The organism is Pseudarthrobacter sp. NPDC092202 (genome assembly GCF_044755505.1).
In the GTDB taxonomy this organism is placed as follows: Bacteria; Actinomycetota; Actinomycetes; order Actinomycetales; family Micrococcaceae; genus Arthrobacter.
Map to the genome: position 1 here is coordinate 135,368 of NZ_JBIVRG010000011.1, position 17,802 is coordinate 153,169.

The following is a 17,802-nucleotide window of genomic DNA, read 5'->3' on the forward strand; positions in this document are numbered from 1 at the left end:
ATGCCGGACGAACGACGAACAAGCAGCAACGTCCCACCTGCCGGCAGCCTCACACCAGCCCCTTCCAGCGACGCGGCTGTCCCTGCCGGCGCCTCCGCCAACCAGCCAGGACAGGCGCCTGACCTGCCGCCCGCTCCCGCCTATGGACGGCGGTCCGTGGCGGACGTGCTGTCCAGCGCCGCAGCCAGCCTTGGCCTGGACGGGTTCACCAACACCCTTGGCCTTCCCGCCGCGTCCCGCGTGTGCGTCGTCGTCGCAGACGGTCTTGGCCGGAACCTCCTGAAGCAGAAATCGGCCCACACGCCGTTCCTTCGGTCCGTCATCCAGGCCGGCCAGGGCGCTGTGCCCGTATGGCTTGACTCGGCGTTCCCCTCCACCACCGCCGCCGCCCTGGCCAGTTTCGGCACCGGACTGCCCCCGGGCCAGCACGGCATGGTGGGCTACGACGTGCTGGATCCGGAACAGGACAAGGTGGTCAACCTCCTTGGCAACTGGGACCCTGGCGTTGACCCCCTGGCCTGGCAGCCGTTCCCCACAGTTTTGGAGCGCGCCGCCGACCAGGCCGCAGTGACCACCGTCAGCCTTCCCCAGTTCGGGGACTCGCCCATGACCCGCGCCGCCCTCCGCGGAGGCACGTTCCTGCCCGCCACCACGTCCCACGCGCGGACCGCTGCCGCCGCCGAGGCCCTGGCCGCGCCGGGTCCCGGCCTGATGTACTTCTACCTCAACGAGCTGGATAAGGCCGGGCACCGGTACGGCTGCCAGTCGCAGGAGTGGGAACACCAGCTGGAGGAGCTGGACGCCGTGATGAAGCGGCTGAATGCGTCCCTGCCGGCGGGCACCAGCATCCTGCTGACGGCGGACCACGGCATGCTCGACGTGCCCGAGCAGCAGCGCATCGACTTCTCGGCGGATCCGCAGCTGGTGGAAGGAGTCCGGCACACCGCGGGCGAACCTCGGATGGTGCATCTGTACCTGGAAAACGCGGCCGATCCCGGTGCCAGGGACCGGCTCCTCGCGGCCTGGCGCGCCCGCTTCGGCAACCGCATCTGGGCTTTCACCAGGGGCGAGGCCATCGCCGGGGGCCTTTTCGGTCCGGTCCGGCCCGCTGTCGAGGGGCGGATTGGAGACGTGATGATCGCGGCCCGGGACGAGCTGGCCCTCTACGACACGAGGCGTGTCCGGCCCGCCGCAATGGAAGTCGTGGGCCAGCACGGATCGCTGACCAAGGCTGAGCGGGAGGTTCCGCTGCTGTGTTTCACCGCTGAGGGCAGGAGCGGCCGCCGTGGCTGAGCTCGTTTTCTTCTCCGGCACCATGGACTGCGGAAAGTCCACGCTCGCGCTGCAAATGGACCACAACCACCGGGTCCGGGGCCGGGGCGGCGTCCGCTTCAGCCGCAACGACCGCGCAGGGGAGTCCCGTATCTCCAGCCGCCTTGGACTGGAAACTGACGCCGTGGAAGTGGTGGACGGGACGGACTTCTGGGAGGAAGTCATGCGGCGGCGCACCCAGGGCCAGCGCGTGGACTACCTGATCTGCGATGAAGCGCAGTTCTACACGCCTGAGCAGGTGGAGCAGCTGGCGAAGGTCGTGGACGAAATCGATGTGGACGTCTTTGCCTTTGGCATCACCGCTGACTTCCGGACCCGGCTGTTCCCCGGCTCCCAGCGCCTGATCGAACTCGCGGACCGGGTGCAGGTCCTGCAGGTGGAGGCCCTGTGCTGGTGCGGCCGCCGGGCAACGCACAATGCGCGCACGGTGGACGGCGTGATGGTTACCGAGGGTGCGCAGGTTGTGGTGGGGGACGTGGACATGGCAGTTGACGGACCGGCTGCCACGGCGGCAGGTTACATCCCCGTTGTGGGATACGAGACACTGTGTCGCCGCCACTTCATGCGCCGCGTTACGGCGCACGGCGCCAACCTTATGGCCGAACAGGACCAGCTGCTGCCGTTCGAGGTGGACGCCTGCCTCTGGCGCGGCACCGGCGGTAACGGCGCCGACGCCTAAGGCCCGGTTCCGGGCTGCCCCCGGCGCTGTCCCGGGGAGTCAGTCTCCGCGGGTACCGAAGACGATTTCGTCCCAGGACGGAACGCTGGAGCGCTTAGGCCTGGCCGGCTGCCGCTCGGGAGCCCCAGCCTCAGGCAGCTGCCCGGTGGTGGGGGAGGAATCATCGTTCCGGGCCGGGCGCTTCGGGGTGCCGCCCAACAACTCGTCCAGTCCCGCACCACCCGACGTGCCGTTGCCGTTGCCGTTGCCGTGCGCCGCATCCGCCGGGCCGGTGGCCCGCTGCGGTGAGGCCACAATGGTGATCTCCCGGGTATCGGTGCTGACACCGTTATGCAGCCGCAGGTTTTCGTCGGCGGGCTCGTGCTGCGGAGGCAGGAGGCTGAGCCTGGACAGCATGGACGGCCGGGCATCCCGCCGCCGGACGAAGGAATCGCCCTGGGCGGCAGGAGCGTCGGTGCGGTCCGGCTCGGTGCCAGCGGCCTGTTCTTCCGCTTCGGGGGTCACCTCAGAGGGCCGGGGGTGGGCGGCAGGCACACCGTTCGTCAGGAGCAGCGCCAGGGCGTCGTCGGAATCCTCATCCACTCCAAGCCGCTGGCCCCGGCGCGAGCGCAGCATGTCCAGGAGGCCGTCGGATTCCTTGTCCTTGGCGGCTGCCTGGCCGGGGGTGCCGCCCTGGTTCCCGGGAGCGGAGTCGGCATCAGTCTCAAAATCGAAGGGCCGGTCCGAAACGGCGGACAACCTGCGGGCCGGAACCGGACCGTCCAAAGGCTCCAGCTCACTGAGCTGCTGTGCCCAGCGGGTGGCATTGTGCAGGGCCTTCCGGGCGGGGTTGAACGTCCACAGCGCCGGCGGCTCCTCGCCGATGCCCGGAGCGCCGCCGTTCTTCGTCTCGAACATGGCAGACACGGTCCAGGTTCCGTCCTGGCGGCGCCAGGAATCCCACTCCACGGAAGCGGGGTCGATGCCATGCGCAGAAAGACGGTGGGCCACCATGTCGTTCAGCGTCGCCGGGTTGTCGCCAAATGCCGAGCGGTAGATGTCGTGTCCGGGCGAGGGGGCTGCCACTTCCACCTTGCGGGCCTGCTGGGCAACGTATTCCCGTTCCGCAAGGACCGGGCCCTCGTACCGTTCAACCTTGGCCAGCGGCAACCCGGAAGCCTCGGCAACGTCCGCCGCCGTGGCCCCTGCCCTGATCCGGGCCTGGATGTCCCGCGGGGACATGGGAATGGCAGGCCGCTCGACCCGCGGCTTAACCGCAGACCTGCTTGCCGTCCTCAGCGCTTCATCGATCGGCAGCTGGAACATCTCGCCGCCGGCCCCGCTCAACAGGAGGTGAGTCCCGTCGTCGTGTACGCCTACAAGCCGTAGATCCTGCATACAAATCCTCCACCCTGGCATTACTATCACTCGAAACTTTGCCATCCGGGGGCCGTGTTTTGGCTCAAGGGACAGGGCGCGCCGCGATATTCCGGGACATCCGTCCGAATGGAGGCGCCAAAGGCTACTGCCGCGTGAGGGCTGCGGTCAGCTCATCCGGGCGGCGGGTGGAGGCCAGCCAGTACGGCGTCGGGTCTGAGGGATCCGTGATCTCGACCTTGACCACCGGATCGATCCAGCCCCGGATGCAGAGGTAGGCCAGCCCGTTCAGCCGTGTGCCGCGTTCCGCCGTCGCTTCCTGGCCGCGGAACGGCTGGGCGGCGCCCACGTAGCGGCGCTCGATGGTGGCCCGCCCCACCGTGAGTGTTTTGTGGGTAACAACGATGCTCGGGGTGGAAACGACCAGGAGTACGGCGATGATGGCAAAGAGCACCACTGCAGCCGTGTACCCGGCGGCCGCGCTGATGGGAGCGAATACCAGGATTCCCGCGCCGGAAACGCCTGCGGCGATGATCCAGATCCACGCGTTCGGCCACAACTTCTCGCGATAGATCACGGCAGCCTCTGCGGAGGGTGTGCTGGGAACGGGCGCGGCTGAGCTGGATTCGGGCATGGACCAAGCTTTCCACCTTTCCGTGGCTATTTCATCCCGGCGGCGCCGACTGCACGCCGTCGGCAGTCGGACGCGGCCTAGGCTCCATCCGCGGGCGCGGGTTAGAGTGAGTGACTGTGACTGATCAATCCGCAGCAGTAGACACCTTTCCCGCGGCTCACCCTGCCGGGGATGCGCCCCTTGCCTCAGCCCCTACCCTGCAGGTCCAGCTGAAGATGCTGGACCCTGGCCTGGAAGCGCCGTCCTACGCGCACCCGGGCGACGCCGGCGCTGACCTTCGCGCCAGGGAAGACGTTGTCCTGCAGCCGGGGGAGCGCAAGCTCGTGCCCACCGGAGTGGCAATCGCCCTGCCTGAAGGGTTCGTGGCCCTTATCCACCCACGCTCAGGGCTGGCCACCAAACACGGGCTGACCATCGTCAACGCCCCTGGAACTGTGGACGCCGGGTACCGTGGGGAAATAGCAGTCACGCTCCTGAACACCGACACCACCGAGGCCATTGAGCTGCACCGCGGCGATAGAATTGCCCAGATGGTCATCCAGCGCGTGGAATACGCGCAGTTCATCCCCGTCAACGACTTGAGCGGATCCGTGCGCGGTACCGGGGGATTCGGATCGACCGGCGGTTTCAAGCGGCCTGGGGCCTGAGGCAAAACATTTTCCGTTCCGGCAGCTTGCTGCCGGCAGCGGCAAAGCACGACGGCGGGACCCCCTGAGGCCCGGACCGGCACAATTCATAACTAAGGAGACACCCTCATGGTCTTTGGGCTCGGCAGGAAAGCCAAGAAGGAAGAAGCATCCGCACCGGATGGTTCCCTGACCACCGCGGAGTCCCCCGAGGACGTGGAGGCCGGCTCCGGCGTCCGCGCCAACGGACCGTTTGATGAATCCGAGATCAGCAGCCGCGACGGCTACGTGGACCTTGGCGCGCTGCTGATCGCACCCAGCGAGGGCCTGCAGCTGCGGCTCGAGGTGGAAGAAGCCACCCAGCGCGTAGTGGCCGTTACCTTGGACCTCAACGGATCGAGCCTGCAGCTGCAGGCATTCGCCGCCCCCAAGACCGAAGGGCTGTGGGATGAAATCCGGGAGCAGATCGGCCAGTCCGTCGGGGCGCAGGGCGGCCAGGTCGAGGAAGTCGACGGCGGCTTCGGGACGGAACTCGTAGCGAAACTCCCGGCCGGACTGCCCGACGGCAGCCAGGGCTACCGGGTGGCGCGCTTTGTGGGCGTCGACGGCCCCCGCTGGTTCCTCCGCGGCGTGCTGGGCGGTCCGGCAGCCCTGGAACGATCGGCTGCCGAGCCGCTCGAAGCCCTTTTCAGGCAGGTTGTGGTGATCCGCGGCGGCAGTCCCATGCCGCCCCGGGACCTGCTGCAGCTCCGCCTGCCCAAGGACGCAGCCGCCACCCCGCCGCCTTCCGCCACCCCGCCGGCGGCCTCCTCGCTGCAGGAACCGGAACGTGGTCCGGAAACCACACAGATTGGCTGATTCTGCACCGGAGGGCGAGCCCCGAAGCCACGGCGGCGCGCTTCCCATCAGCCAGCTTCCTGACAAGGGCCGGGTCACCTGCCAGGGGCGCGTCGAATCGGTGACTTTCCTCCCGGCGGACCAGGCTGCCGCCTTCAGCGCCATGGTGTCCGACGCCGAACCGGGAAGGCTTGCCGCCCGGGCCGGTGGACGGCGCGGGAGGCTCCGGGTTGTGTGGCTGGGACGCCGGCGCGTGCCGGGCATAGAAGCCGGCGCGCAGATCCGGCTGGAAGGAATGCTGTCCCTGAACAACGGACTGCCCACCATGTTCAACCCACGCTACGAAATACTGTCCCGCCAGGAGGACGAATGACCTCGCCCCAGCCCGACCCGTCCGCCGGATCGCAGGGCCCGGATTCTCCAGGCCACGCAGGCAAGCCGGCCCCTGGCCAGGAGCCGTCTCCCATGGCGGGCCTTGCAGCGGAATATGCTGCCAAGGCCGGACTGCACCGCACCCACGACGGCCGGGTGGACGTCCTCCGAAGCGCCGGCGGGGTCCAGGGCATTGCCGAGAGCATCGCCCCCGGGCTGGTCTTCCTGGTGGCGTTCACCGTTACCCGGGAACTCACGTTGTCCCTCGTGGCGGCACTTGCGTCCGCAGCAGTCTTCACAGTAGTCCGGCTGGTCCAGCGCAAGCCGCTGACGCAGGCACTCGCCGGTGTGGTGGGCGTGGGCATTTCCGCCTGGCTCGCCAACACCACCGGTAAAGCGGAGGACTTCTACCTGCCCGGCTTCTTCACCAATGCCGGTTACATCCTGGCGATGGTGCTCTCCATCTTCCTTAAGTGGCCGGTAGCGGGCCTGCTCTTCGGATTCATCCGGAACGAGGGCCTCGACTGGCGCAAGGACCCGGCGCGGGTCAAGGCGTACCAGCTGGGCACCTGGATCATCGTCGCAGTCCTTGCCCTCCGGCTCGTGGTGCAGGTTCCGCTTTACCTCATGGGTCCGGACGGGCTGGCCGCCCTGGCCACCACCCGGCTCATCATGGGTGCGCCGCTCTACATCCTCGGTGTCTGGATCGCCTGGCTCGTCACCCGCCCGGCCCCGGCAGGGTCCGGGCCGGAGCACACCAAGGCTGCCGGAAACTAGCCGTCGAAGCCGTCGTCCTCCGGGCCCTGCTGCTCCAGGTGGCCGGCGTCGTCGGCGGGCCGGGGCTGCGGCGGTTCCGAGGAGTCTGGAGAGAGCAGTGCGCGCAGGTCGTCCTCCGCGGCGATAGTTGTCACGAAGAACAGCTCGTCCCCGCCGTCGATCACGTCATCGCGGCTGGGCGTGATGGGGGCGTGGTCCCGAAGGATGGCCACCAGCGTGGAGTCCTCCGGCCACCGGATCTCGCCCACGGTGCTGCCGATAACGTGGGAATCGTGCGGAACGGTGAACTCCACCAGTGAGGACACCCCGGTCTGGAGCGTGAGGAGCCGGACAAGGTCGCCGATCTCCACGGCTTCCTCCACCAGGGCGGTCATGAGCTGCGGGGTGTTGACCGCAACGTCCACTCCCCAGGAATCGTTGAACATCCAGTCATTCTTGGGGTTGTTGACCCGCCCCACTGTGCGGCCCACCCCAAACTCGGTCTTGGCCAGCAGTGAGACCACCAGGTTTACCTTGTCGTCACCGGTGGCGGACACCACGACGTCCGCGTCTTCAACCCTGGCTCCCTGGAGGGTGCTCAGTTCGCAGGCGTCGCCCACCAGCCAGTGCGCCCCACGGAGGCCGCTCCGTCCGATCACTTCCGGTTTGAGGTCGATCAGGAGGATCTCGTGTTTGTGCGCCAGCAGTTCCCTGGCGATGGACGATCCGACGCTTCCCGCGCCAACGATCACGACTTTCACTGGGACTCCTTGGCAGGGGCTTTGGCCAGGATCTGGGCGACCCGCGAGCTGCGGTCCACCTGGAGCATGGCGTGCACGGTGTCACCGTCCTGGTACGCGGTGCCCGCGGCCGGCAGGATTCCCTCACCGAAGCGGGTGAGGTAGGCGATCCGGATGTCCGCGGCTTTTTCGATGCTGCTGACCGGTTGCCCGATCCATCCGGGGTCGAGGTCGAGTTCGGCCAGTACCAGGCGGCCCGAGGGTTCGCGGAAATCACCGGCGAGGTGCTGTTCGGGCAGGATGCGCCGGAGCACCTGGTCCGCGCTCCACCGGACCGCCGCCACAGTGGGAATGCCCAGGCGCTGGTAGATCTCCGCACGGCCGGGATCGTAGATCCGGGCCACCACATGGGGGACGTGGAACGTTTCCCGGGCCACGCGGGTGGCGAGGATGTTGGAGTTGTCACCGCTGGACACCGCCGCGAATGCGTACGCCTCAGAGACCCCAGCCTGCTTCATGGTGTCACGGTCGAAGCCGACGCCGGTGACCTTGCGGCCGGTGAACCCTTGCCGGAGCCGGCGGAAGGCGCGGTCGTCCTGGTCGATGATGGCCACAGAATGCCCGGCGTCCTCCAGCGTGTGCGCCAGCGTCGCCCCCACCCGGCCACATCCCATGATCACGAAATGCGCCACGGTGTTTCTCCTCTGTAATCCTGTCAAGGTCCTGCTGCTAGAACTCTACCGCCAGCATCCGGGCTGCAGCCGTCCGGCGCCCGTCATGACATAGTCCGGGAATCAGACTAGCTTTGTGGGGTGCTGACAATATTGAACGCCGCCAAGCGTGTGCTGGTGGGCCGGCCATTCCGAAATGACCGGCTGGCCCACACGCTGCTTCCCAAGCGGATCGCACTTCCCGTCTTCGCCTCCGACGCCCTCTCGTCCGTGGCGTACGCACCCGACGAGATCCTGCTCACCTTGGCGCTGGCGGGCGTCAGCGCCGTGGCGTTCTCGCCCTGGGTGGGCCTGGCGGTCATGGTGGTCCTGCTCACCGTTGTGGCTTCGTACCGGCAAAACGTCCACGCCTACCCCTCGGGCGGCGGCGACTACGAGATTGCCGGCGAAAACCTTGGCAAGTACGCCGGCCTCACCGTTGCTTCAGCGCTGCTGGTGGACTACGTCCTGACTGTTGCAGTCTCCATCTCCTCGGCCGCCACGTACCTCACCACCGCCGTCCCGTCCCTGCACGGCAACCATGCGGCCATTGCCGCCGTCGGCGTCGCCGTCCTCGCACTGGTGAACCTGCGCGGAGTGAAAGAGGCAGGCACGATGTTTGCCCTTCCCACCTACCTCTTCATGGTTTCCATCCTGGGCATGACGGCCGTGGGCATCTTCCAGGCGGCCACCGGACAGCTGGGGGAGGCGCCCTCCGCCGCGTTCACGATCGTCCCCGCCCCCGGGTTCGACGAAGGGTTGGTAGGGCTCGCCGGGGCCTTCCTGCTGCTGCGCGCGTTCTCATCAGGCGCCGCGGCGCTGACCGGCGTCGAAGCCATCAGTAACGGCGTGCCCAACTTCCGGCCCCCGAAAAGCAAGAACGCGGCCACCACCCTGCTGCTGCTGGGCGTTATCGGCGCCACCATGCTGGCGGGCATCATGTACCTGGCCAATGCCACCAAGGTACACATCGTCCTAGACCCCGCCACGGAGTTCCTGCTCAATGGCAGCCCACTCCCCGAGGGGTATATCCAGACACCGGCCATCAGCCAGATCGCCCACACCATCTTCGGACCGGGATCCATACCGTTCTATATCGTGGTGGCCGCAACAGGCGTCATCCTTGTCTTCGCGGCCAACACGGCCTTCAACGGCTTCCCCGTGCTCGGCTCGATCCTCGCCCAGGACGGATACCTTCCCCGCCAGCTGCGGACCAGGGGTGACCGGCTGGCCTTCAGCAACGGTGTCCTGGCCCTCGCCGCGGGTGCGCTGGTGCTCATCCTGGCGTTCAACGCGGACGTCACCAAGCTCATCCAGCTTTACATCGTGGGCGTGTTCATCTCCTTCACGGCCAGCCAGCTGGGAATGATCCGGCACTGGGGACGCCAGCTCAAGCTGGCCAGGGACAAAGCCGTCCGCCGCCGGATGTTCAAGTCACGGATCATCAACAGTATTGGCTTCGGCATGACCGCCACGGTCCTCGTCATCGTCCTGGTGACCAAGTTCGAACAGGGCGCCTGGATCGCCCTGCTCGCCATGGTCATCCTGTTCCTGATCATGTGGAGCATCAGGGCCCACTACGACAATGTGGCCAGGGAACTGGCAGTGGATGAGGATTCCTCCCCGCGGGCCCTTCCCACCCGGGTGCACGCTGTCCTGCTGGTGTCCCATGTCCGCAAGCCCGTGTTGCGGGCACTGGCCTACGCCAGGGCGTCCCGGCCCTCCCGGCTCGATGCGGTGACGGTGGACATCGATACCGAGGAGACCGCACAGACCGTGGCTGACTGGGAAAAGCTGGAGATTCCCGTGCCGCTGACGGTACTGGCGAGCCCCTACCGCGAGACTGTCACGCCCATCATGGAGTACGTCAAGCAGATGCGGCGGGACTCGCCACGGGACCTGATCGTTGTGTACATCCCCGAATACGTGGTGGGCAAATGGTGGGAACAACTGGTCCACAACCAGACAGCCCTCCGCATCAAGACCCGGCTGCACTTTGAACCAGGCGTCATGGTGGCGAGCGTTCCCTGGCAGCTGAAATCATCCGAAGAAGCCAAGAACCTGCAGGACGTCCAATGAGCGCGAAGACCCAGTTGCAAACCAGCCACCAGGCCCCGGCGGGAGCGTTGGGCACTGAGATAGTGCTCGACGTCGGCCCGGTGGCCCATGGCGGCCACTGCGTCGCCAGGCACGAGGGACGGGTTATTTTCGTCCGGCACGGCATACCCGGCGAGAAGGTGCGGGTACGGCTGACGGACGCCGGGGAAAAGGCCAAGTTCTGGCGGGCGGATGTGGTTGAGGTCCTGGAAGCCTCCCCGGACCGCGTGGACCACTTCTGGCATGCGGCCGATTCGCTGCGGGCGTGGGGCCACGGGCATCCGCCGGTGGGCGGGGCGGAATTCGGGCACATTTCCCTTGCCCGGCAGCGGGCCCTGAAGGCAGAGGTGCTGGCTGAACAGCTCAGGCGCCTGGCCGGCGTCGAACAGGTTCCCGGTTGGGCCGGCGACAGCGTGGAGGCTGTGGGTGGAGCTTCCGACGGCGGGGACGGCCTCGGGTGGCGGACGCGCGCCAGCTTCTCGGTCACCCCGGGCGGGAAGCTGGGAATGCACGCACACCGCTCCACCCACATCGTGCCCGTCAGGGAAATGCCGCTGGCTGTTGATGCCATTAATGCCCTGCGCCTTTGGGACATCGACCTGCAGGGCATCGACCGGGTGGAAGTGGCAGCCCCCGCCAGCGGTTCACGTCCGCTGGTGCTCCTGGCGCCGGCCCCGGGGACCAAGCCCAAGCGGCTCAACGCCGTCGCAGCACAACTGCCAGGCGAAGTGTCTGTAGCCTCTTTCGACCCCGAGACCGAAGCCGTGCAGCAGCTGCGTGGCCGCACGTGGGTGCAGGAAACAGCGGCCGGCCATGACTACCGGGTGACCGGCGCCGGGTTCTGGCAGATCCACCGCGACGCGCCCGGAGCCCTTGTGGGGGGCGTCACAAAATTCCTCCAGGACGGCGGCTTCCTCCACGCCGGCGCGGTGGTGGCAGACCTCTACGCGGGAGCAGGATTGTTCACAGCCGTCCTGGCGGACGCCGTGGGGGAGACCGGCTCCGTCCTGTCGGTGGAGGGGGCCGCCGGAACCAGCCGGGACGCGCGCAAGAACCTGCACGCAGCGCCCCAGGTGGAGATCGTCCAGGGCAGGGTGGAGCGGGTCCTCCGCCAGAAACCGCGGAATTTCGACGCGCTGATCCTTGATCCGCCCCGTGCCGGTGCGGGAAAGGCCGTGGTCCGGCAGCTGGTCGATGCGCAGCCGCGCGCCATTGCCTACGTGTCCTGCGATCCGGCGTCGTTCGCGCGGGACGTGGGGTACTTCCGCCAGGCCGGGTGGGACGTGTCAGGACTCCGGGCCTTCGATCTGTATCCCCACACCCACCACCTGGAGACAGTGGCCCTGCTTACGCCGCGCGACTGAGGAAACCGTCCATGATGCCACCCGGGTTTTCGACTACGATGGCCGTAGTAGTCCCACGTCGCGCTCCGTAATCACGGCCGGCCGTGTGCAATTTCGGGCCCGAAACTAATTAGGGCTTCCTAACTAGCAGGCGGTCAACCGCGCGACAAAGATGAAACTGTTGCGAGAGGAGTCCTGCGATGAGCACTGTGGACAGCTTCGGTTCAAAAGGCAAACTTAATGTAGCCGGAACCGAATACGAAATTTTCCGGTTGAACTCCGTTGAAGGTGCAGAAAACCTTCCGTTCAGCCTCAAGGTATTGCTTGAAAACCTGTTGAGGACCGAGGACGGCGCGAACATCACTGCCGATCACGTCCGCGCCTTGGCAGGCTGGGATCCGAATGCCCAGCCCGATACAGAAATCCAGTTCACGCCGGCACGCGTGATAATGCAGGACTTCACCGGCGTTCCCTGCGTGGTTGACCTGGCGACGATGCGCGAAGCGGTCAAGGAACTGGGTGGCGACCCCAAGCGGGTCAACCCCCTGGCGCCTGCCGAGATGGTCATTGACCACTCGGTCCAGATCGACGCCTTCGGCAACTCCGGCGCACTGGAGCGCAACATGGAGATCGAATACCAGCGCAACGGGGAGCGTTACCAGTTCCTGCGCTGGGGCCAGACTGCGTTCGACGACTTCAAGGTCGTCCCGCCGGGAACCGGCATCGTCCACCAGGTCAACATCGAATACCTGGCCCGCACGGTCATGACCCGCGAAGTTGACGGTGCCCTGCGCGCCTACCCGGACACCTGCGTCGGTACCGACTCGCACACCACCATGGTCAACGGCCTGGGTGTCCTCGGATGGGGCGTCGGCGGCATCGAAGCCGAGGCCGCCATGCTGGGCCAGCCCGTCTCCATGCTGATCCCGCGTGTTGTGGGCTTCAAGCTGACCGGCTCCATCCCCGCCGGCGCCACCGCCACCGACGTGGTGCTCACCATCACCGAGCAGCTCCGCAAGCACGGTGTCGTGGGCAAGTTCGTGGAGTTCTACGGCGAAGGCGTTGCCGCTGTGCCGCTGGCCAACCGCGCCACCATCGGCAACATGAGCCCGGAATTCGGTTCCACGGCTGCCATGTTCCCGATCGACGACGTCACCCTGGACTACCTGCGCCTCACCGGCCGTTCGGACCAGAACGTGGCACTCGTGGAGGCCTACGCCAAGGAACAGGGCCTCTGGCACGATCCTTCCCGCGAGATCAAGTTCTCCGAGTACCTGGAACTGGACCTGTCCACGGTTGTTCCGTCCATCGCCGGCCCCAAGCGCCCGCAGGACCGCATCGAACTGACCGAGGCCAAGGACGAATTCCGCCACGACCTGAAGAACTACGTCTCCCACGACGCCAACGCCGGCACCCTGGACGAGTCGCTCGAGGAAACCTTCCCGGCTTCGGACGCTCCGTCCTTCACCGGGGGAGCGACCCACGTCTCCGATACCGACCGCGAGCCGCCGAAGTACTCGGCAGGCCACGGGGGAGCGGGACGCGTCTCCCAGCCGGTCCCGGTAAAGATGGCTGACGGCCGCGAGTTCGAGCTGGACCACGGTGCAGTCACCATCGCATCCATCACCTCCTGCACCAACACCTCCAACCCGTCGGTCATGCTGGCCGCGGCAGTCCTGGCACGCAACGCCGTGGACAAGGGCCTGACCTCCAAGCCATGGGTCAAGACCTCCGTTGCCCCGGGCTCGAAGGTTGTCACCGACTACTACGAGAAGTCGGGCCTGACGCCCTACTTGGAGAAGCTTGGCTTCTACATCGTGGGCTACGGCTGCGCCACCTGCATCGGCAACTCCGGCCCGCTGGAAGCCGAAGTTTCGGAAGCCATCCAGGCCAATGACCTCGCCGTCGCGGCCGTCCTCTCGGGCAACCGCAACTTCGAAGGCCGCATCAACCCGGACGTCAAGATGAACTACCTGGCATCCCCGCCGCTGGTCATCGCCTACGCCCTGGCCGGTTCCATGGACTTCGATTTCGCAACCGACGCCCTGGGCCAGGACAAGGACGGTAACGACGTCTTCCTGAAGGACATCTGGCCCAACCCGGTCGAGGTCCAGCAGGTCATTGATTCCTCGATCGACAAGGAAATGTTCGCCAAGGGCTACGAGGGCGTTTTTGAGGGTGACGACCGCTGGAAGGCGCTCGATACGCCCGCCGGCGACACCTTCGCCTGGGATCCGAACTCCACCTACGTCCGTAAGCCCCCGTACTTCGAGGGCATGCAGGCGCAGCCGGAGCCGGTCAAGGACATCACGGGCGCCCGCGTCCTGCTCAAGCTGGGCGATTCGGTCACCACCGACCACATCTCCCCGGCCGGTTCGTTCAAGTCGGACACCCCTGCAGGCCAGTACCTCCTGGCCAACGGTGTGGAGCGCAAGGACTTCAACTCGTACGGTTCCCGCCGCGGCAACCACGAGGTCATGATCCGCGGAACGTTCGCGAACATCCGCATCAAGAACCAGATCCTGGACGGCGTCGAGGGCGGCTTCACCCGCGACTTCAGCCAGGAAGGCGGCCCGCAGGCCTACGTTTACGATGCCGCGCAGAACTACCAGGCAGCCGGCACCCCGCTGGTGGTCCTGGCGGGCAAGGAATACGGATCCGGTTCCTCCCGTGACTGGGCTGCCAAGGGTACCGCCCTGTTGGGCGTCAAGGCTGTCATCGCCGAGAGCTACGAGCGCATCCACCGCTCCAACCTCATCGGCATGGGCGTCCTGCCGCTGCAGTTCCCGGCCGGCGAATCCGCCGCCACACTGGGCCTGTCCGGCACGGAAACGTTCTCGGTTGAGGGCGTCACCGCCCTGAACGAGGGCACCACGCCCAAGACGCTCAAGGTCACGGCCACCGCCGAGGACGGCAGCTCGACGACGTTCGACGCCGTCCTGCGCATCGATACCCCCGGTGAAGCGGACTACTACCGCAACGGCGGCATCCTGCAGTACGTCCTGCGCCAGATCTCCGCGAACTAGCGGTAACTGCCCAGCAGGCACCACCATCCCGAAGCCCCGGCCGGTCACCGACCAGCCGGGGCTTCGGCTGTGCAGGTACGTCTGGTCCTGCGGACCAAGGCGTTAGAGTTAAACGGCACGTCTACCACCTGAAGGAGGGGTCAGTGGGAATCTTGGAGACCATCCGGAATCCGCAAGACCTGAACGAGTTGTCAGAAGACCAGCTGAAGCAGCTGGCTTCGGAGGTCAGGGCCTTCCTGATCACGAACGTCTCCCAGACGGGCGGACACCTCGGACCCAACCTTGGCGTGGTGGAACTGACGCTTGCCGTGCACCGCATCTTCGACTCGCCCCGTGACAGCATTGTCTTCGACACCGGCCACCAGTCGTATGTCCACAAGCTGCTGACCGGGCGCCAGGATTTCAGCACCCTGCGCCAGGAGGGCGGAATCTCCGGCTACCCCTCCCGGGCCGAATCAGAGCACGACATTGTGGAAAGCTCGCACGCTTCCTCGTCGCTGTCCTGGGCGGACGGCATCTCCCGTGCCCGCCAGCTCACAGGGGAAGGCGACCGGTACGTCATCGCTGTGGTGGGCGACGGTGCGCTGACCGGCGGCATGGCCTGGGAAGCCATCAACAACATCGCTGCGGACAAAAAGCGCCGCGTCGTGATTGTGGTCAATGACAATGGCAGGTCCTATGCGCCCACCGTGGGCGGTTTCGCGGACTACCTTGCGTCCCTGCGCCCCACGATCGACTCCTTCCGGACGGCACCGGCCTACGAAGTGGCACTCGACTGGTGGAAGAAGAAACTCCAAAACGGGGGACCGGCGGGCCAGTTCACCTACAAGAGCCTGCACGCCATGAAAAAGGGCATCAAGGACTGGTGGGCCCCGCAAGGCATGTTCGAAGACCTGGGCATGAAGTACATCGGTCCCGTGGACGGCCACAACCTCCAGGCAATGGAACACGCACTGTCCACGGCCAAGCACTACGGCGGGCCCGTCATTGTGCATGCGATGACCGAAAAGGGCCACGGCTACGCCCCCGCCCGCGCCAACGAGGCAGACCAGTTCCATGCCGTCGGCATCATCGACCCCGAGACCGGCGAGCCCACCGGCGCCGCCGGCGCCCAGTCCTGGACCTCGGTCTTCGCCGACGAAATCGCAGCCATCGCCGATGAGCGGAAGGACGTCGTCGGCATCACCGGCGCCATGCTCATCCCCGTTGGCCTGCATAAATTCGCGGCCCGGCACCCGGACCGCGTGATCGACGTCGGAATCGCCGAACAGCACGCACTCACATCCGCCGCCGGCATGGCCTTCGGCGGGCTGCACCCCGTGGTTGCCGTCTATGCAACCTTCCTGAACCGGGCCTTCGACCAGCTCCTCATGGACGTGGCCCTGCACAAGGCCGGCGTGACCATCGTCCTGGACCGCGCAGGCGTCACCGGTCCGGACGGGGCCAGCCACCACGGCATGTGGGACATGTCCATGGTCCAGATCGTCCCCGGACTCCACCTTGCAGCCCCGCGCGATGCCAGCCGGCTGCGCGAGGAGCTTCGGGAGGCCGTGGCAATCGGCGACGCTCCCACCGTGGTCCGCTTCTCCAAGGGATCCGTGGGCGCGGAAGTGGAAGCCCTTGAACGCCTCAGCGACGGCGTTGACGTGCTGGCCCGGCGGCCCAGCGGCTCCACGGAAAACGATGTCCTGATCGTCAGCGTGGGTGCCATGTCCGAACTCGCGCTGGATGTGTCCAACCGCCTCGGCGCGCAGGGCATCAGCACCACCGTGGTGGACCCGCGCTGGGTCCTGCCCGTCCCGCGTTCCATCATCGCGCTGGCCTCGCACCACCGCCTGGTGATCTGTATTGAGGACGGCGTCCGTGCCGGCGGCGTCGGTTCGCGGATCCGACAGGAAATGCGGGCCGCGGGCGTGGACACCGCCCTGAACGAGGTGGGCCTTCCAGTCGAATTCCTGGACCACGGCACCCGCGCCCAGATCCTCGAACGCGTGGGCCTGACGGCCCAGCAGATCACGCACGACGTCGTTGCGCAGGTTCTCGGCACAAAGGTCCCCTTTGCGCGTCCCCTGCCCGGCCAGCAGCACCCCACCACCGGAAGCCTTCCGATTCTGTGAGGGGAGAGGCTGAGCTGAAATACCCCGGTGTCCTGGGGGAACCTGCAGGGGAAAACCACCCGGGGGCAACGCGGGTACCGGAGAACCTTCATCCCGGCCAGCTGGTGGTCGCCCGGAACCGGAAATGGAACGGCAAAGCCCACTGGGTGGTACCCGGACGCTACCTCGGCGAGGACCGGCACGGCTGGTGGATTTTCCAGGGAACCAATGAATTCTGTTCCCGTCCGGGCGCGGCGTTCTACACCCAGTCTGATGCCGTGCTCCTTGTGCCGCGCGAAGGCGACTGGGTGGCCACGTTCTACGACGACGCACACCCAGGTGGGGTGCGGGTCTACATCGACCTGGCCGTCGCCCACGAATGGAGCACCATCCGTCCCGCCGTCACCGAATTCCATGTCATCGACATGGACCTGGACGTCGTCCGGACGGCCGCCAGGGGCGTGTTCATTGACGACGAGGACGAATTCGCCGAGCACCGGGTGGCCATGGACTACCCCGCCGCACTTGCCGAATCCCTCGAGGCTTCGGCGGACCAGCTTTACCAGGCCGTAAAGGCGCAGAACGCACCATTCGACGGCACCGACGTCGAATGGTTTACCAAGGGACGGTCATGAGCGGAATTGTCAGGGTCTACAAGCGCGACGACGAGGGCACCCTCCATTTCCGGGAGGCCTGGTATGACGAGGACTACAGCCAGTTCGTGATGAACTACGGCGCTGTGGGCCACCAAAGCAAAACCGAGGAGACAGATGTCTCCACCCCCGAGGCGGCGGAGAGCCTCCTGGACGCTTTCGCGGCCCAGTGCGCCGAGGACGGCTACGCAGAGATTCCGGAAAAGGAACAGTTCTGGGTGGTGGCCCAGTTCGCGCTGAAGACCCGTGAGGGCACCGACAGGGACCGCTACCTGGAGGAAAAGGCCACCGACGCGCTCATCAGCCACCTGGCCTGGCGTGGACTGGGGACGGTGGAACGTTCCGAATTCACGGACTACAAGCTCAACATCTTCTGCCTGTGCCCGGAGGTGAACAAGGCCGTCAACGCCGTCAAGGTGTGCATCCGCGGCGAGGACCTGGACTTCACCAAGCTGAGCATCGGCGCAGCCCCCTTCACCGAGCCCGGCAACTTCAAGCTCAAGTATTCCGCCAAGCCGGCTGCCGGCTTCAGCCTCTAGGAGCAC

At 66.5% G+C, this 17,802-nt stretch carries 16 protein-coding genes; 12 read left to right on the forward strand and 4 right to left on the reverse strand.

The genetic code is table 11. The features are described from left to right. Both ACIQF4_RS16080 and ACIQF4_RS16085 read left to right on the forward strand, forming a co-directional pair. Positions 1–1,293 (forward strand): nucleotide pyrophosphatase/phosphodiesterase family protein, encoded by a 1,293-nt coding sequence (locus ACIQF4_RS16080; RefSeq protein ID WP_350002238.1) that lies wholly within the window; start codon positions 1–3, stop codon positions 1,291–1,293. Next, entirely contained in the window at positions 1,286–2,011 is a 726-nt protein-coding gene (locus ACIQF4_RS16085; RefSeq protein WP_350002239.1) for a thymidine kinase, read from the forward strand. The genes ACIQF4_RS16080 and ACIQF4_RS16085 overlap by 8 nt, the downstream gene beginning before the upstream one ends. Positions 2,012–2,050: 39 nt before the next feature. On the opposite strand, the gene sepH is transcribed toward ACIQF4_RS16085, so the two are convergent. Next, positions 2,051–3,388, reverse strand: a complete 1,338-nt coding sequence (gene sepH / locus ACIQF4_RS16090; protein ID WP_350002240.1) for a septation protein SepH — start codon at positions 3,386–3,388, stop codon at positions 2,051–2,053. Between the two features lie 124 nt (positions 3,389–3,512). Further along, positions 3,513–4,001 carry a DUF3093 domain-containing protein gene (locus ACIQF4_RS16095; protein WP_350002241.1) on the reverse strand — a complete coding sequence of 163 codons (489 nt, stop codon included), beginning with the start codon at positions 3,999–4,001 and terminating at the stop codon, positions 3,513–3,515. Positions 4,002–4,117: 116 nt separating this feature from the next. Between ACIQF4_RS16095 and dut the strand changes: the two genes are divergently transcribed. The 4 genes from dut to ACIQF4_RS16115 all read left to right on the forward strand — a co-directional run bounded on the left by dut (position 4,118) and on the right by ACIQF4_RS16115 (position 6,613). Next, on the forward strand, positions 4,118–4,648 hold the full coding sequence (dut, locus tag ACIQF4_RS16100; RefSeq protein ID WP_350002242.1) for a dUTP diphosphatase: 531 nt from the start codon (positions 4,118–4,120) through the stop codon (positions 4,646–4,648). Between the two features lie 108 nt (positions 4,649–4,756). Next, on the forward strand, positions 4,757–5,485 hold the full coding sequence (locus ACIQF4_RS16105) for a DUF3710 domain-containing protein (protein ID WP_350002243.1): 729 nt from the start codon (positions 4,757–4,759) through the stop codon (positions 5,483–5,485). Then, positions 5,478–5,837 (forward strand): hypothetical protein, encoded by a 360-nt coding sequence (locus ACIQF4_RS16110; protein ID WP_350002244.1) that lies wholly within the window; start codon positions 5,478–5,480, stop codon positions 5,835–5,837. Before ACIQF4_RS16105 ends, ACIQF4_RS16110 begins: the two co-directional genes overlap by 8 nt. Continuing rightward, the gene (locus tag ACIQF4_RS16115) at positions 5,834–6,613 is read left to right on the forward strand and encodes a DUF3159 domain-containing protein (protein WP_350002245.1); all 780 of its coding nucleotides are present in this window, start codon (positions 5,834–5,836) and stop codon (positions 6,611–6,613) included. Before ACIQF4_RS16110 ends, ACIQF4_RS16115 begins: the two co-directional genes overlap by 4 nt. On the opposite strand, the gene ACIQF4_RS16120 is transcribed toward ACIQF4_RS16115, so the two are convergent. Next, positions 6,610–7,353 carry a TrkA family potassium uptake protein gene (locus ACIQF4_RS16120; protein ID WP_350002246.1) on the reverse strand — a complete coding sequence of 248 codons (744 nt, stop codon included), beginning with the start codon at positions 7,351–7,353 and terminating at the stop codon, positions 6,610–6,612. The two genes, ACIQF4_RS16115 and ACIQF4_RS16120, sit on opposite strands and share 4 nt — an antisense overlap. Further along, on the reverse strand, positions 7,350–8,024 hold the full coding sequence (locus ACIQF4_RS16125) for a TrkA family potassium uptake protein (protein ID WP_350002247.1): 675 nt from the start codon (positions 8,022–8,024) through the stop codon (positions 7,350–7,352). The genes ACIQF4_RS16120 and ACIQF4_RS16125 overlap by 4 nt, the downstream gene beginning before the upstream one ends. A gap of 120 nt (positions 8,025–8,144) precedes the next feature. Here ACIQF4_RS16125 and ACIQF4_RS16130 point away from each other — a divergent pair, with 120 nt between their 5' ends. From ACIQF4_RS16130 to ACIQF4_RS16155, 6 genes are all read left to right on the forward strand, one after another. Then, positions 8,145–10,121, forward strand: a complete 1,977-nt coding sequence (locus ACIQF4_RS16130; protein WP_400516851.1) for an APC family permease — start codon at positions 8,145–8,147, stop codon at positions 10,119–10,121. Then, positions 10,118–11,503: a class I SAM-dependent RNA methyltransferase gene (locus ACIQF4_RS16135; RefSeq protein WP_400516852.1), complete on the forward strand. Its 1,386-nt coding sequence runs from the start codon at positions 10,118–10,120 to the stop codon at positions 11,501–11,503. Before ACIQF4_RS16130 ends, ACIQF4_RS16135 begins: the two co-directional genes overlap by 4 nt. Before the next feature lie 179 nt (positions 11,504–11,682). Then, positions 11,683–14,508: an aconitate hydratase gene (locus tag ACIQF4_RS16140; protein WP_400516854.1), complete on the forward strand. Its 2,826-nt coding sequence runs from the start codon at positions 11,683–11,685 to the stop codon at positions 14,506–14,508. Positions 14,509–14,651: 143 nt separating this feature from the next. Continuing rightward, complete coding sequence (dxs, locus tag ACIQF4_RS16145; protein ID WP_400516855.1) at positions 14,652–16,625, forward strand: 1-deoxy-D-xylulose-5-phosphate synthase; 1,974 nt, start codon at positions 14,652–14,654, stop codon at positions 16,623–16,625. After that, complete coding sequence (locus tag ACIQF4_RS16150; RefSeq protein WP_350002252.1) at positions 16,622–17,239, forward strand: DUF402 domain-containing protein; 618 nt, start codon at positions 16,622–16,624, stop codon at positions 17,237–17,239. The genes dxs and ACIQF4_RS16150 overlap by 4 nt, the downstream gene beginning before the upstream one ends. After that, on the forward strand, positions 17,236–17,796 hold the full coding sequence (locus tag ACIQF4_RS16155; protein WP_400516857.1) for a hypothetical protein: 561 nt from the start codon (positions 17,236–17,238) through the stop codon (positions 17,794–17,796). Before ACIQF4_RS16150 ends, ACIQF4_RS16155 begins: the two co-directional genes overlap by 4 nt. Positions 17,797–17,802 lie beyond the last annotated feature (6 nt).

Coding starts and splice junctions, on each gene's coding strand:
- ACIQF4_RS16080 (WP_350002238.1), top strand. CDS start 1: ATGCCGGACGAACGACGAACAAGCAGCAACGTCCCACCTGCCGGCAGC.
- sepH (WP_350002240.1), bottom strand. CDS start 3,388: ATGCAGGATCTACGGCTTGTAGGCGTACACGACGACGGGACTCACCTC.
- ACIQF4_RS16095 (WP_350002241.1), bottom strand. CDS start 4,001: ATGCCCGAATCCAGCTCAGCCGCGCCCGTTCCCAGCACACCCTCCGCA.
- ACIQF4_RS16105 (WP_350002243.1), top strand. CDS start 4,757: ATGGTCTTTGGGCTCGGCAGGAAAGCCAAGAAGGAAGAAGCATCCGCA.
- ACIQF4_RS16115 (WP_350002245.1), top strand. CDS start 5,834: ATGACCTCGCCCCAGCCCGACCCGTCCGCCGGATCGCAGGGCCCGGAT.
- ACIQF4_RS16135 (WP_400516852.1), top strand. CDS start 10,118: ATGAGCGCGAAGACCCAGTTGCAAACCAGCCACCAGGCCCCGGCGGGA.
- ACIQF4_RS16140 (WP_400516854.1), top strand. CDS start 11,683: ATGAGCACTGTGGACAGCTTCGGTTCAAAAGGCAAACTTAATGTAGCC.
- ACIQF4_RS16155 (WP_400516857.1), top strand. CDS start 17,236: ATGAGCGGAATTGTCAGGGTCTACAAGCGCGACGACGAGGGCACCCTC.